The sequence below is a fragment of the Mycobacterium yunnanensis genome (genome assembly GCF_025823185.1).
Lineage (GTDB): Bacteria > Actinomycetota > Actinomycetes > Mycobacteriales > Mycobacteriaceae > Mycobacterium > Mycobacterium yunnanensis.
This window is the reverse complement of the sequence record NZ_JACKVK010000011.1, coordinates 331014-345514: the sequence shown is the minus strand read 5'-3', so window position 1 is coordinate 345514 and position 14501 is coordinate 331014. Positions and strand designations below refer to the sequence as shown.

Below are 14501 nucleotides of genomic sequence, written 5' to 3'. Positions count from 1 at the left end.
ACAGTTGCTTCTACCCTCGGCCGAGGGCGATCGCGGACGGGGGACTCACATGTCGGCACGCGGCGCCGTCGACGTGCGGGAATCGGTGGACGCGATCACCGACGCGCTGTTGACGGCCTCCCGTCTGCTGGTGGCCATCGCGTCGCGCTCGATAGCCGAGAACGACGACACGCTCACCATTGCCCAATTTCGGACCCTGGTGATCCTGTCGACGCGAGGACCGGTCAACCTGGCCACCCTCGCGAGTCTGCTCGACGTCCAACCGTCGACGACGGGCCGAATGGTGGAACGGCTCGTCGCCGCTGGGCTCATCGACCGACGGCCTCACCCCGAGTCGCGCCGCGAACTCGTCGTCGACCTCACCGAGCGCGGCCGCCACGTCGTCGGAGCCGTCACCGCTGAACGGCGCCGGCTCCTCGCCGATATCGTCGCGACCATGCCCGAGGACGAGCGGGACGGTCTGGTGCGTGCACTGACCGCGTTCACCCGCGCCGGAGGCGAGCCCGCCGTCGGCCACGGCGGTGACTTCCTTGTCTGAGACCGGGGCTGGGCGAATCGTCGGCGTCGGCGTCGGCGTTGTTGCGGCGGTCGTGCTCGGCGGCTGCTCGAGCAGGTTGCCGGGATACCCGCCGTCGGCGACGTCGGCGGTCGCCCGTTCCTCGACGCTGTCCGCGGCAGCCACCCGGGGCGGCGAGCTCGGCGCCCTGAGTGCCCGGGGTGTCGTCGACGCGTTGGTGCAGGCAGGTTTTCGCGCACCCAACGCAGTCGACACCACCGCCCACGACTGCGTTGCCAGCGGGTGTCAGCAGTCGGTGGTCACCGACACCGTACGGGTGACGTCCTTTGCCACCACGGCGAAGGCGCAGGACTACGCGGCCTCGCACGACCTGTTCCAACTCGAGACCGTCGTCGTGGAATTCGCACCGCCGCTGACCGAGCACGATCGGGCGCGGTACCGCGCCGAACTCGAAACCCTCGTCCGCTGATAACCGACTGCTTGGGGGACCTCCTACTTGGCTCCCGCGATGACGAACAAGCCCGCGACGCCGAGCACGTAGACGACGAGGACGGCCACGGAGTCGACGCCCATCCGGGCGAACCGTCGCTGCGGCCGAAAGAGCAGCCCGGCGGCGTAGATCAGCGTCAGCACCATCGCCAGGGCCGTGAGGTAGATGTCGGTGCGTTCGGCCTGCGGCAGGACGGCCTGCCCGGAGAGCACGGTGGCCAGGAGGAACAACACGGGCAGAAAGGCGTTGCCGCCGAAGATGTCCGACACGGCCAGCTGGTAGTCGCCGTTGCGGATCGACGCCAATCCAGTCGACAGCTCGGGCAGCGACGTGGCGGCGGCGAGCACGGTGGCGCCGAACAACACTCCCGAGAGTCCGACATGGTCGGCGATCGCGTCGCCGCTGCGCTCGAGGACCACACCCGCCAACAGCGTCACCGCCGCGGCGACGGCGAAGATCGTGGCGGACTTGCCGGTGCTGATCCCGCGTGCGGATGCCTGGTCCTCGTTGGTCGTTGTGCTGTGTCCACGGGGATGTTCCTGACCGTCTGGCGGTTGACCGGACTCGTGCCACGGCAGTGAACGCCCGGCCCGGCGCACCAGCCACAGCCCGGCGAGCCACGCCACCAGGATCAACAGGGCGGCGGGCGTGACGCGGGCGGCCACCAGCGACGCAGGCAACTGGGTTCCGGCGATCACGATGGCGAGCACGGCCACCACGAGCGCGCCTTCGACCACCAACGCCAGCGACGCGGCGCGATAGGTCAGCGGACGCGGTCCGCGGACGCCGAAGGCGTCCAACGCGACGAGGACGACGGTCTGGATGGCGATGCCGCCGAGGATGTTTCCGACTGCGACCCCGACGTTGCCTGACAGCGACGCGCTGGCCACGATCGCGATCTCGGGCAGGTTGGTCGCCACCGCCAACAGGACCACACCGCCCATCGCCGACCCCAGGTGCAGGCGCACGGAGAGGACGTCGGTCTGGTTCGACAGGGAGATGCCGGCGACCCAGATGGCCGCTGCGGCTACCAGGAAGGCGAGGAACAGAGTCCACAGTGGCCAGGTCGACACGGGCGCTCCGACCGCCGGCTTACTGCCCGGCCGCTGGCGCGACGGGTGTGCGCGGCATGGCGATCACGGCAATCGCGGTCACCACGGCGACGACGAGGACGCTGGTGAAGACCGCTGCCGAACCCGCCTGAATGGCAGCCGGCCCGACGGCGTGAATGTCACCGTCGCCGAAGATCGAGTTGGCGATCGCGCCGAAGACCGCGACACCGATGGCGCTGCCCAGCGAGCGGGCGAACATGTTGTTGCCCGTCACCACGCCGCGTTCCTCCCATTGCACGCTGGACTGCGCGGCGATCAAGGTGGGCACCGCGAGCAGACCCATGCCGCCACCCATTACCAGGCACGCGATCGCCACGACGGCCACGTTCGGATGGCCGACGGCCCCTACCAGTGCCACCGCGCCCGCGATCACCAAACTCACGCCGATCACCGCGGTCCACTTGAAACCCCAACGCAGGTAGAACCTTCCGGCGATCGCGGCAGTGGCGGGCCAGCCGATGGTCAGGGCGGCCAACGCCAGGCCTGCCACGATGGGCTTCACGCCAAGGGAGCCCTCCAGGAACGTCGGGACGTAGGACGTCAGCCCCATCAGGATGGCGCCCACCCCGAAGCCGACGATCGTCGTCGCGCACAACAACCGCCGGGAGAACACCCAAAGCGGAAGGATCGGCTCGGTGGCCCGACGCTCCACGAACACGAACGCCACCAACAACACCGCGCCGCCGGTGAACGCCGCGACGCTCGGCACCGAGCTCCACGGCCAACTTTGCCCACCGCCGAGCACGCCAAGCACCAGCGCCGTCATGGCCACGGCCAATAACACCGCGCCAAGGGAGTCCACCGACCGGTGCCGCCGCTCGACGGTCTCGTGGAAGTGCCGGTTGAACATCCAGCCGGCCAGCAGACACAGCGGGATGTTGATCAAGAACACACCGCGCCAGATGCCGAGTTGGGAGAACGCACCGCCGAGCATCGGGCCCACGACCGACGAGACCGCCCACACGCTGGCCAAATATCCCTGCACTCGCGCGCGCTCGGCCACGGTGTAGACGTCGCCGACGATCGTCATCGCCGTCGGCTGAACGGCGCCTGCGCCCAGGCCTTGTACGGCACGGAAGACGATGAGCGCGAGCATGTTCCACGCGGCGGCACACAGGACGGAGCCCGCGAGGAACAGCCCGATGCCCAGCAGCAGGATTGGTTTGCGGCCGAAGACGTCGGAGAGCTTGGCGTAGATCGGCGTGGTGACGGCTTGCCCCAGCAGATAGGCGGAGAACAACCACGGGAACTGGTGGAACCCGCCGAGTTCGCCGACGATCGAGGGCACCGCGGTCGCCAGCACGGTCGAGTCGATGGCCACCAGACCCGTGCTGAGCATGACCGAGATGAGAACCGGCCCACGCTCGGACCGAAATCCGACCGGGGCTTCACTGGTGACGGCCAACGCCGCAGCTCCTCTCGTTCGTGCCGACTCGACCGCGGCGACCCGAGCGGCATTCCCACCGCCGGGGCAACCTACGCTGTGAACATGGTGCGAATTCGTCGCCGCCGGTTGCGCCGGGTGGCCGCGCCGCCCCCACGACGACCGCACGCATAAACTCCAGTGACGGCGCCGGTGCCGACCGGCCAGGACGAAGGGTCAGCCATGGGCAGGATCTACGAGAACGTCAGCGAGCTGGTCGGGCGTACGCCGCTCGTCCGGTTGAATCGGTTGACTGATGGGCTCGACGCGCAGGTCGTGGCCAAACTGGAGTTCTACAACCCGGCCAACAGCGTGAAGGACCGGATCGGCGTGGCGATCATCGACGCCGCCGAGAAGTCGGGCGAGCTCAAGCCCGGTGGCACCATCGTCGAGGCCACCAGTGGCAACACCGGCATCGCGCTGGCGATGGTGGGTGCCGCACGCGGGTACAAGGTGATCTTGACCATGCCGGAGACGATGTCCACGGAGCGGCGAGTGATGCTGCGGGCCTATGGGGCCGAGATCGTCCTCACCCCGGGGTCGGAGGGCATGGCGGGCGCCGTCGCGCGGGCCAAGCAGATCATCTCCGAGACGGAGAACGCCGTGGCAGCCAACCAATTCGCCAATCCCGCGAACCCGGCGATCCACGAGGCGACCACCGCCGAGGAGGTCTGGGACGACACCGACGGCAAGGTCGACGTCTTCGTCGCCGGAATCGGCACCGGTGGCACCATCACCGGCGTCGGACACGTCCTCAAGGCGCGCAAACCCGACGTCCAGATCGTCGGCGTCGAGCCGATCGACTCCCCGTTGCTGACCAAGGGCGAGGCCGGCCCCCACAAGATCCAGGGCATCGGCGCCAACTTCGTCCCCGAGATCCTCGACCGCGAGAGCTACGACGAGATCATCGACGTCACGCTCGAGGACTCCGTGCGGGTCGCCCGTGAACTCGGCACCGAGGAGGGAATCCTCGGTGGCATCTCGTCCGGCGCCATCATCTGGGCGGCACTCGAACTGGCCAAGCGCCCGGAGAACGCCGGCAAGCTGATCGTCGCCGTGGTCTGCGACTTCGGCGAGCGCTACATCTCCACCGTGCTCTTCGACCACATCAGGGATTGACCGTCACGTGACCCTGCTCTCCGCCGTGCGCGAGGACCTGGCCAACGCGCGGTCCCACGATCCCGCCTCGCGCGGTGACCTGGAGAACGCGATCGTCTACTCGGGCCTGCACGCCATCTGGTCCTATCGTGTGGCGCACCGCATGTGGGCCCGGCCCCGCCTGCGCGGACCGGCCCGGATCCTGACCCAGCTGACGCGCTTCCTGACCGGTATCGAGATCCACCCCGGTGCGACCATCGGGCGGCGGTTCTTCGTCGACCACGGCATGGGCGTGGTCATCGGCGAGACCGCCGAGGTCGGCGACGACGTCATGATCTATCACGGCGTCACCCTCGGCGGCCGGACCATGCAACAGGTCAAGCGGCACCCCACGATCGGCAACCGGGTCACCATCGGCGCCGGCGCGAAGATCCTCGGCCCGCTGACCGTGGGGGACGACAGCGCCGTCGGCGCCAACGCCGTCGTGACCCGCGACGTGCCAGCGGGTTCCATCGCGACCGGCATCCCCGCCGTCGTCCGGGTGCGGACGGAGAAGCAGCGCGAACAGGGCGTCGACCCGACGTTCTACATCGACCCCGCGATGTACATCTGAGACGAGAGCAGCCTGCGGTGGCATCGCCTTCGGACCGGCCCTCGGCCCGGGTCCAGTGGGGGATTCGGCTGGCACCATTGGTGCTGGTTCCGGTGATGCTCGTGGCGAGCACGTTCCCCGGTCGATTCCACGTCTCGGCCGCCTACTGGGCCTTGGCAGTCGCCGCCGCCGTCACCTTCGTCGCCGGGCGGTGGTGGCCCGTCGCGGCGTCACTGGTCCTGTCGGCGCTGGCGGTGCCGTTGTTCGCCGCAGAGGCCTGGGGCGTGTCCGGCCTCGTGCCCTACCTCGGTGCCGTCGCCGTCGCGGACGTCGCGGCGCGAAGCGACCGGAACCGTGTCGTCGCCCTGGTGGCCGTTGCGTGGCTGGCCGCGCTGCTCCTGGGCACCTGGCTGGACGCCTACGCCGTGCTCTGGAGCGCCACCAATGCGGTGACACTCGTCGCCGGTGTCGGCCTGCCACTTCTGCTTGGGCTGTACCTGCGAGGCCAGCGGCGCCTCGCAGCGACCCATCGCGAGCGTGTCGCCGATGCCGAATCTCGGCGTCTTGCAAGGGAAGTCGCCGTGAGGGCCGAGGAACGCACGGCCATGGCGCGTGAGCTTCACGACCTGGTGGCCCACCACATGGCCTCGATCGTGGTCCGGATGGGCGTCGCCGAACACGTGCTGGTGGACGTCGACCCCCGGGTGGTCTCGGTGTTCGCCGACGTCCACGAGACGGCCGCGGTCGCGCTCGCCGACATCCGTCGACTGCAGGTGGCCCTCCGTGACCCGGTGCTCGGTGAGGTGGCGATGATCGAACCCGAGGCGGTGTGGGTGGAGGTCGACGCGGCCGTCGCACGGGCCCGCGCAGCCGGGTTCGCCGTGGCCTCTCGGGTCGACCGTCACCTGACCGGACTGGATGCCATTGCGCGGCTGACGCTTCTGCGCGTGACACAAGAGGCGCTCACCAACGTGATGAAGCACGCGGATCCGTCGTCGCCGGTCGCGGTGGACGTGCAGGGACGGGATGCCGGGGTCTCGGTTCGCGTCGTGAGCGGGGTCGCATCTAAGACCTCGTCGTCCGCCGAGGGGCACGGAATCATCGGCATGACCGAACGTCTGCATCGCGTCGGCGGCTTCCTGGAGGTCACGCGGGGTGAACGCGAGTGGGTCGTCGAGGCGTGGCTGCCGACGTCACCGTCTTCCGGGGACGTGGCGCGGTGACCGCGATCAGCGTGCTGATCGTCGACGACCAGAGGCTGGTGCGCGCGGGGCTGCGCATGCTCTGCGAGTCGACCGCAGACCTCGAGGTGGTCGGGGAGGCCGCCGACGGCGTGCAGGCGGTGAGGCTCGCACTCGAGCTGGCGCCAGACGTCATCCTGATGGATCTGCGCATGCCGGGGATGGACGGCATCGAGGCCACTCGGCTCGTCACGTCCAGCCGCCCGGAGTCGAAGGTGTTGGCGCTCACCACCTTCGACGACGACGCTCACCTGTACCCGGCGCTTGCCGCCGGCGCGACGGCATTCCTGGTCAAGGACACCAGTCCGGCGGAGCTGGTCGACGCCATTCGGCGTGCGGCACGCGGTGACCATTCGCTATCGCCACATCTGTTGCGGCGGTTGGTGGCCAGGGCATCGGAGGCCGAGACCAACACGCAGTCGGTCGCGTCGTCGGAGCCGCTCACCGCCCGCGAGCTCGACGTCCTGCCCCTGATCGTCGAGGGGTTGTCCAATCAGGAGATCGCCGATCGGCTGCATCTGGGCGTGACGACTGTCAAGACGCACGTCGCCAACCTGATGGAGAAGACCGGGTCGAGCAACCGTGTTCAGTTGGCAGTCCACGGGTTTCAGCGCATGGCGTGATCGGACATGTCCATCTGGGCGGGCGCGGGCTCGTCGCCGGGTGCCAGGACGAGGAACTGGCCCATCATTCCCTGATCCTCGTGCAGTGCGAGGTGGCAGTGGTACATGTACGCCCACGTCCGGTCGGTGTAGTCCGAGAATCGAACTGCGAGCCGGATCCGCTGTCCCGGAGGGGTGTAGACGGTGTCCTTGTACCCCGCGAGTGCGGCGGGAGGCGGCTCTCCGTCGACGTCGACGATTCGGAACTGGGTGTCGTGGACGTGAAAGTTGTGCGGCCAGTCGTCGACGTTGCGCACCGTCCAGATCTCATCGGTGTCGACCGTGCTGCAGAAGTCGACGCGGTCCATATCCATCCGAGAAGAGTTGATCATGTGCCACCGCAGGTCGAACGACCTCGCCGTGTGCGGGTGCGCCGCCACGGCTGCGGGAAGATTCGTCAGGACCGTCGGAAGGGCCGCGCTCGACGACAGCGTTGGGTGCGGCCGGATTTCGAGGACGTGGAACGAGTCGTCGAACCCGAACCGGTGTGCCTTCCCGGCCGGAATCCCGGTGCGTTCCTCGATCGGGAACGCTCGCAGCGACACCGGGACGCCGAGAGTCACGGTGACGACGATCTCCGCCCGCTCGCCGGGGCTCAGAAGCACGCGGTGGACCCCGACCGGTTCGGCCACCAGACCTCCGTCGGTGGCGACGAGGTGGAACTCCCTGTCGTCGTCGAACCCCAAGTGCAACAGGCGACCGCCAGAACCGTTCAGGATGCGGAGTCTGACCTTCTCCGAGGGCACCGAGAGGTAGGCGTCGTTGATGCCATTGGTGACGATGGTGTCGCCAAGGAGTCCGACGTCGGTCGCATCGGATTCGTCCAGCGTGCCGGTCGGGGTGAACCTGCGGTCTTGGATGATCAGCGGAACGTCGTCGACGCCGTAGTCATGCGGCAGCGCGGCGGGCGACGCGTCGTCGTCGACGATGAACAGGCCGGCGAGTCCCCGATACAGGTGCTTCTCTGTCGCTCCGTGCGGATGCGGGTGGTACCACAGCGTGGCCGCGGGCTGCCGAATCGTCCAGGCAGGACGCCAGCGTCCGCCCGGGGCGACGGTGTGGTGCGGCCCGCCGTCACAGCGGGCGGGCAGGTGCATGCCATGCCAGTGCACGGTGGTGGGCTCCGGCAGCGCGTTCTCGAACTCCACCGCGACGGCTTCTCCGCGGCGCGCCCGCAACGTGGGTCCGAGGATCGAGCCGTCGTATCCCCACGTCGGCGTGTTCATCCCGGTGACCATCGCGGTGCGGCCGGGTGCGGCCCGCAAGCCGAACACCCGGGTGCCGTCGGCGTCGAGGGTCGAGGCGGCCAGGGGTGGGATGGGCAGCGCGCGGCGTGAATCCGGCACCGCACCAACGGTTTTGGAGCACGACGACAGGACGACGGGACTCGCGGCGAGGCCCAGCAAGAATCGTCGACGAGACAGGACGGGCACGAATCCTCCGGGGGGGTGGTCGATCGAGCGGACCCCTCGAGTCTTCGGTGCGTGACCGGCCTACGAATCAGCCGACGGGCCGGTCGTGCCGGCGGCAGCCTCCTTCGTCAGGCCCTTGTGGCACGCCAGCGGTTCTGCTACGCCTCAGACGGTCGCCGGCACCCGCGCCGCAGCCGCCGAGGCCATCATGTCCTGCTTCAGTGCGGTGAAGTCTGAGATGGTCTTGGTCGCCACCGTCGCGACCGGGCGGGCGTTGCGCCCGGTGGCGTCGGCCTTGGACACCATCACCACGCTGTCGATGTACGGCTGGATGGTGGTGGCGTTCTGCACCGTGGCGACGATGACGAGCTGAAAGCCGAACTTGCGGAACGCCTGCAGCGCCTGCTGCGCGAACTGCGGGTCGGACTTGGAGAACGCCTCGTCGAGCATCAGCTGGGCGAAGACCGGACGGTTGGCTTCGTCTGATTCCACGCTGGAGGGCGCAGCCAGGTTGAAGCTCAGCGCACCGGCCAGACAGAAGGCCATCAGCTTCTCCTGCTCGCCGCCGGAGTTGTCGCCGGCGTTGCTGTGCGTGCGAATCAGGTCCTCGGTGGCGACGTCCCACTCGGCGCAGTCGAAGGTGAAGCGGTTGCGCACGTCGAGCGCGTCACGGGTCCACGCCTTGTCCTCGGGCGCGGTCGACGCCAACCGGTTTCGCAACCGCAGGATGTCGGCGTACTGGTCCAGGATCGCCTGCTTGTCGCCCAGGCCGACCTCGGCGATCCGCCGGGAGATGGCCCTGACGATCTCGGTGAGCTCGGTGACCGCGGTCAAGCTGCGCGGGGTGGCGCGCAGCGTCAACCGGGTGCCGCGGTTGAACTCCACCGCGCCCAGGCCGGTGTTGACCCTGGTGATCTGCTCGCTGATGCGCCGGGTCTCCTGCTCGGCCACCCGGTGCAGCGTCAGGATCGCATCCGGTGCCTGCTCGGTGACCAGGCGCATCATCCGCTCGTAGGCCTCGGGCAGCTCGCGCTCGTCGATGTGCCTGCACAGCGCGACGTAGTCGTGCACCCGCTCGTCGAAGACGTCGCTGTCGTTGGGGACGGCGTCGGGGAACGCGGTGTCGAAGGTGTTGAGGATGCGGGCCAGTTCGTCGTAGGAACGCCGGCGACTCTCCCGCAACTGCTCGCGTTCGCGCCGGATCGCGGTGAAGACGGCCTCGCGGTGCGGCTCGGGGCTGAGCACGTCCAACGTCACCGGGACGTCGCCGGCGTAGCGGTCCAGGAGTTCGGTCAACGGTTCCGACACGAATGCCGGGGCAAGGCGTTCGACGAGTTCGAGTAGTCGAGTCCGTCGTTGGTCGAGGTCGTCGCGGCGCGTCTGGATCGCGCCGCGGCGCGTCATCAGAGTCTGAATCTGCTCCCAGCATTCGTCGGCCCTGGCGTTGAGCGCCTCGATGTCGGGGTGCTCGGCGAGCAGCAACTCGTACTGATCGCGTAGGCGGTCGGCGTGCCCGTCGGCGGAGTCGACGTCGACCTGGTTCCACTGGGGGAACTGCTCGCAGATCGCCTTGCACGCCGCCGCACGGTCGCGCGCGAGCTGGCGCTCGGTGGCAATGGCGTCGGCGGCGCTGCGCGCCTGGTGATAGGACTGCTCGGCCGCGGCCAGGTCGACGGTCAAGGCGTCGATCTTGGCTGCGACGTCACCCTGGAAGATGTAGTCCGCCTGGCGAAGTGGACGCCGGTCGTCCTTGACGGCGAGGCGGTCGGAATCCTTGTAGAGACCCGCGTCGGTGACCGCGCGGCGGAAGCGGGGGAACACGTCCGGAGTGTCGACGCAGACGTGGTCACCGGCCGCGGCGACGACGTCGGCTGCCTCGGCCGCGCAGGGATGGCCCGGGTCGACGACGAAGAGCTTGCCCGCCAACGTGTTCGGTTCGGCGTCGACGGCCTGGGCGCCGACGAACTTCGCGCGAACGTGATGCAGCTGCAGCCGGCCGCCCATGTTGGTCTCGTTGACGAATCGCAGCGCGGCCGCGTAGTGGCTGTCGGGCACCAACAGTCGTAGCCCCACGCCCCGCAACACCTTCTCCACCGCCACGCGCCAGCGGCCGTGCTCGGGCCGCAGGTCCATCAATTCGGCGATGTAGGGCAAGTCACCGGGCTCCACGCCGACGGCGGCGCAGATGTGGTCGCGCATCGTGATGGCCGACTCGGGCAACGCCGACCCGACGTGCTCCACCCGGCGCAGTTCCTTGGCGGCGTCGTCGCGGGCGATGCGCGCGAGCTTCTGGGCGTACTCGGCGTCGGTGGAGGCCTCCCGGCTGCGATCCAGCCGGGCGAGCAGCTCGTTGGCCTGCGTGCTGAGTTCCTCCCGCAGATTCCAGAATTCGTCGGCCGTCTCCGGGACGTCCGCCCCATGGGGCGCCAGCATGGCCTCGTAGGCGGCGCGGCGACGCGACACCTCCTCGGCGTGCGCCTCGGCCGCGGCCACCTGCGATTGCAGCGGCCCGATGCTGGCGCTGGATCCGCTGATCTGCGCATTGAGCGAATCCGCCTCGGCCTTGGCCAGATTGAGCGACCTGGTGACGTCCTCGTACTCGTTGCCGAGCTGGTCGATGGTGGCGTCGAGCGAGTCGATCTGCGCCGGGGCCTGAGCGAGCCGCACGTGATCGGTGTAGGCGCGCACCATCGGCGCGTCGACGAGGTCGATGATGCCGAGGTCGGAGGACTCCGAGCCGTAGCGCTGCTGGATCTTCTCGATGTCGCCGAGGATCTTGCGCTTGCGCTGGGCGACGGCGAGCAACTCACGGGCGTCGACCAGGGGGTCGATCTGCTTGAGCGCGTCGGGGAGGCGGGTGAGGCTGCTGGGCTCGTCGAGCATGAACTCCCGGACGAATTGCTCGAGACCACCAACGCTCTTGAGCGACTTGGCCTTTCCGAGCAGCTGCTGGGCGGCGTCGGAGGCGCGAATGCCGATCGTCGCGTACAGCTGTGCCAGGTACTGCGATTCGACCTTGGTCGAGAACCTCCAGTTGTCTCTGAACACGCTCGCGTCGAAGCGGTTCGCGGCCCACCGGTTGCAGACGTCCTCGACGTCGCGGTCGCCGTCGGCCAGCACGAACCGGCTCGAGGAATCCGACCGGGATTCTCCGGTCAGCCATTTGAGCACCAGCCCGGTCACGGCGCGACCGGTGTTGCTGGTGTAGGTGACCGCGACCGCCGACCACGCGGCGCCGTCGCCCCGCAGGTACATGACCTTGCTGGCGCCCGCCTCGCTGCGTTGGCCCCACGCTCCGCGGACGTACTTGTCGACGGTGCGGCGTCCGGCATTGGACCCGGCCGCCGAATTGTCACCCGAGGCGTTGAAGTTGCGGCGGTTGAACGGCAGGAACCCCAGCGAGATCGCGTCCAGCAGCGAGGACTTGCCGCTGCCGGACGCGCCGGCGATCAACGCGCCGCCCTCGCTGAACGGAATCGAGTGGTAGCCGTCGAAGACACCCCAGTTGATCACCTGAAGGCGGGACAGGTGGAATTGCTCAGACATCCGGTGACACGTCCACTTCGCTTGGCAGGCCGGTGCTTCCACCGTTGAGGATTGACTCGAACTGCTGGTGTAACTCGCTGATCACCGACGCCGTCATGACTGCGGTGATGACGGGGCTGACGGTGTAGCTGTCCTCGTCGTCGCGGCTGCGGCGCAGGATCTCCAGTCCCGTCAGCCTCGCGATGGCGCCGTCGATTCTGGCGGTGAAGGTGACCGCGTCGCGGTCGACGTCGTTGAGCACCCCGGCGAACAGGCCGTGCACCTCGTCACGGCTGATCAGCACGGTGTCGTCACCGGCGGCCCGCATCATCTGGGCGAGGTGTAGAGCCAGGATGGAGTCGTAGGTGCCCAGCGGCTCGCGGCGAAGCAGCTTGACCCCCCGTGCCGACTCGTAGCGGGCCTGCTCGACGAAGGCGACGTCCACCCCGTCGACGACCTTCAACACCAGGTCGAGTTCGGACAGTCGGACGGTCAGCTGACTGCGGTACTCCAGAACCCAGGTGTACAGGTCGCGTTCGGTCTCGGCGCTGATGTAGCGGCGGGTCAGCAGATGCTGCAGCGCCCAGCACGCACGGTCGGGCAGCTCGCTCACGTCACCGTCGAAACGCGGCTTGCGCTGATGCGGCGGACGGGCCGACTGGTCGACCTGGGGGAGATCCGAGAAGCCCGAGTAGTCCGGCGCCGTCACGACGCCCCCACCAAGCTCGACACCGGTTCGGTGAACATCAGGTGCGGAACCTCCATCTCACGGTCGCGACCGTCCAGGGACTGAAAGCGCACCGTGGTCGACTGCGTGCCGCCGGCGGCAGCGGGCTGTTTGAGGGCCCAGGACCACAGCACAATGACATGGCCCAGATAGGCCGAGTCGAGCATCCGAACGGCATCGGGCAGCGACAGCGGGCCGTCGGCGAGTGCGGCGTTGACCAACTCCGACATGGCGGGGGCGTCGACCTGCGTCGTCAGCGCGGCGAAGCTCGACAGGTCGACCTCGCCGTCGGCGGGGCGGGCCGGGCGCGGGCTGGACAGGTCGCCGATGCGGAAGCTCAGCGCCCCGATCGAGCTGATGGCGTGCCGGGCGAGGGGCAGCTCCAGGTCGAGGCGCGAATCGGTCAGCGACGACTTCAGCAGGGTGCGGGCAGCGCCGATCGCCTCGTTGAGTTGCCGGGCCACGCCGCGGCTCTGCTCGAGGGTGCCGAACGCGGTGAAGCGCTTGACCCGTTGAGCGCACCGCTGCTGGATGCGCTCGACCTCGTCGATCTGGTGGCCCACCAGTTCGAAGAACCCCGCCATCACCTTGCGCAGGGCCGGATCGAGCGCGGGCAGGGCCTCGGCCACGGCCGCGACGTCGGCCTCGAACTCGGCACGCTGATCCGGGTCGTTGATCATCCGCAGGAACGCGCGGTGGGAGTCACGGCCCTGCGAGTCCCAGGCGGCCTGGTAGTCGGCGTACATCTGGCGCTGGCGATCGCGGTACTCGACGTTGCTGTCGATGGGCTCGTCGAGCGTGGCGGTGGCCCGCTCGATCATCGTGCCGTACTGGCCGATGTCGGTGATCAGCCGCTCCATCTGCAACGCGATGGCGCGGGCTTCGTCGTAGGCGTCGGTCAGATCCGGCTCGGCCACGTCGGTCACGTCGTCGCCGCGGTCGAGGGCCTCCAGCGCGGCGTGCAGAGCGGTGATCTCGGCCTCGATGCCCGCCCGTATCCGGTCGGGATCGTTGCCGACGCGCAGGGCGACCTGCTTGAGTCGGGCGGCGATGCCGGTGATCGAGCCGCCGGTGGCGATGGTGTCCTGGCGGCGCAGCCCCCGCAGGAAGTCCAACGCCTGTCGCGCATCCTGGGTCAGGTAGCAGAGGTTGCGTTCCACCCCGGAGCGTTCGTCCGCGACGCGGTGCAGCCAGCCCTGGCTCGCCCACGACTTGATCAGCGCGAGGCCCGACTGCTCGCCGCCCGGGCGTCCCAGTTGGTCGAGGTCGCGCTCCAACCGGACCACCAGGTCGGTCTCGCCGATCACGCCGTCGCCCAGGTGACGTTCCATCAGCGTGCCGTAGACGCCCAGGTTGAGGGTGCTCAGCAGGCGGATGGTCGGCGAGCCCTGGATGTCGCGGTTGAGGTCGAGGAGCTCGGATGCCGTCGTCTCGGCCGTGCCGTCCACCCTGGCTTCCTCCTCACCTCGTTCGTCACCGACGGTCCAAGATAGGGCACGGTGCCGACGACGGATCGCACGACGCGCAGGCGTGCGCCGCTGCCGCCGTCGGTACTCGTCTCACGAGCCTCAACCGTCGCGCACGCCCCACCGAGCGCCGTCGTGTCGTCCGCCGAAGTCCGGTGGCCGAGGGCCGCCGAGACCCGTCGGGGCAACCCCGGCTGATGAATTCCGGGTACCCGAACTCGTCCGGCCATGGTGCC

Annotated in this window: 11 protein-coding genes and 1 pseudogene; 6 read left to right on the top strand and 6 right to left on the bottom strand. The window is 68.9% G+C overall.

Annotated elements, in window-relative coordinates; translation table 11 throughout:
* Positions 1-49 precede the first annotated feature (49 nt).
* Together H7K45_RS21360 and H7K45_RS21355 are read left to right on the top strand one after the other, a co-directional pair.
* Positions 50-538, top strand: a complete 489-nt coding sequence (locus tag H7K45_RS21360; protein WP_263998392.1) for a MarR family winged helix-turn-helix transcriptional regulator — start codon at positions 50-52, stop codon at positions 536-538.
* Positions 531-986, top strand: a complete 456-nt coding sequence (locus tag H7K45_RS21355; RefSeq protein ID WP_263997963.1) for a hypothetical protein — start codon at positions 531-533, stop codon at positions 984-986. Before H7K45_RS21360 ends, H7K45_RS21355 begins: the two co-directional genes overlap by 8 nt.
* A gap of 23 nt (positions 987-1009) precedes the next feature.
* Here the strand turns inward: H7K45_RS21355 and H7K45_RS21350 are convergent, their stop codons facing one another.
* Both H7K45_RS21350 and H7K45_RS21345 read right to left on the bottom strand, forming a co-directional pair.
* Positions 1010-2080: a sodium:calcium antiporter gene (locus tag H7K45_RS21350; protein WP_263997962.1), complete on the bottom strand. Its 1071-nt coding sequence runs from the start codon at positions 2078-2080 to the stop codon at positions 1010-1012.
* Positions 2081-2099: 19 nt separating this feature from the next.
* Positions 2100-3527 (bottom strand): annotated as a pseudogene (locus H7K45_RS21345) (MFS transporter); the annotation flags it as partial.
* Positions 3528-3725: 198 nt separating this feature from the next.
* On the opposite strand from H7K45_RS21345, the gene cysK reads away from it, so the two are divergent.
* The 4 genes from cysK to H7K45_RS21325 are packed head-to-tail and all read left to right on the top strand — an operon-like array spanning position 3726 to position 7096.
* A complete protein-coding gene (gene cysK / locus H7K45_RS21340; RefSeq protein ID WP_263997960.1) occupies positions 3726-4661 on the top strand; it encodes a cysteine synthase A in 936 nt (311 codons plus the stop codon).
* A 7-nt stretch (positions 4662-4668) separates the two neighbouring features.
* Positions 4669-5253, top strand: a complete 585-nt coding sequence (epsC, locus tag H7K45_RS21335) for a serine O-acetyltransferase EpsC (protein WP_263997959.1) — start codon at positions 4669-4671, stop codon at positions 5251-5253.
* Between the two features lie 17 nt (positions 5254-5270).
* Complete coding sequence (locus H7K45_RS21330) at positions 5271-6455, top strand: sensor histidine kinase (RefSeq protein ID WP_263997958.1); 1185 nt, start codon at positions 5271-5273, stop codon at positions 6453-6455.
* Positions 6413-7096 carry a response regulator gene (locus H7K45_RS21325; protein ID WP_263997957.1) on the top strand — a complete coding sequence of 228 codons (684 nt, stop codon included), beginning with the start codon at positions 6413-6415 and terminating at the stop codon, positions 7094-7096. Before H7K45_RS21330 ends, H7K45_RS21325 begins: the two co-directional genes overlap by 43 nt.
* Here H7K45_RS21325 and H7K45_RS21320 read toward each other — a convergent pair.
* The 4 genes from H7K45_RS21320 to H7K45_RS21305 all read right to left on the bottom strand — a co-directional run bounded on the left by H7K45_RS21320 (position 7081) and on the right by H7K45_RS21305 (position 14247).
* Positions 7081-8568, bottom strand: a complete 1488-nt coding sequence (locus tag H7K45_RS21320; RefSeq protein WP_263997955.1) for a multicopper oxidase family protein — start codon at positions 8566-8568, stop codon at positions 7081-7083. The genes H7K45_RS21325 and H7K45_RS21320 overlap by 16 nt on opposite strands.
* 144 nt (positions 8569-8712) lie before the next feature.
* Positions 8713-12093, bottom strand: coding sequence for an ATP-binding protein (locus tag H7K45_RS21315; protein ID WP_263997954.1), 3381 nt, complete (start codon positions 12091-12093; stop codon positions 8713-8715).
* Positions 12086-12781, bottom strand: coding sequence for a DUF4194 domain-containing protein (locus tag H7K45_RS21310; protein ID WP_263997953.1), 696 nt, complete (start codon positions 12779-12781; stop codon positions 12086-12088). The genes H7K45_RS21315 and H7K45_RS21310 overlap by 8 nt, the downstream gene beginning before the upstream one ends.
* A complete protein-coding gene (locus H7K45_RS21305; RefSeq protein ID WP_263997952.1) occupies positions 12778-14247 on the bottom strand; it encodes a DUF3375 domain-containing protein in 1470 nt (489 codons plus the stop codon). Before H7K45_RS21305 ends, H7K45_RS21310 begins: the two co-directional genes overlap by 4 nt.
* Between the last annotated feature and the right edge of the window lie 254 nt (positions 14248-14501).

What these genes read in the sequence shown, in the direction of transcription:
- cysK (WP_263997960.1), top strand. Translation starts at nt 3,726, where the DNA reads ATGGGCAGGATCTACGAGAACGTCAGCGAGCTGGTCGGGCGTACGCCG.
- H7K45_RS21315 (WP_263997954.1), bottom strand. Translation starts at nt 12,093, where the DNA reads ATGTCTGAGCAATTCCACCTGTCCCGCCTTCAGGTGATCAACTGGGGT.
- H7K45_RS21360 (WP_263998392.1), top strand. Translation starts at nt 50, where the DNA reads ATGTCGGCACGCGGCGCCGTCGACGTGCGGGAATCGGTGGACGCGATC.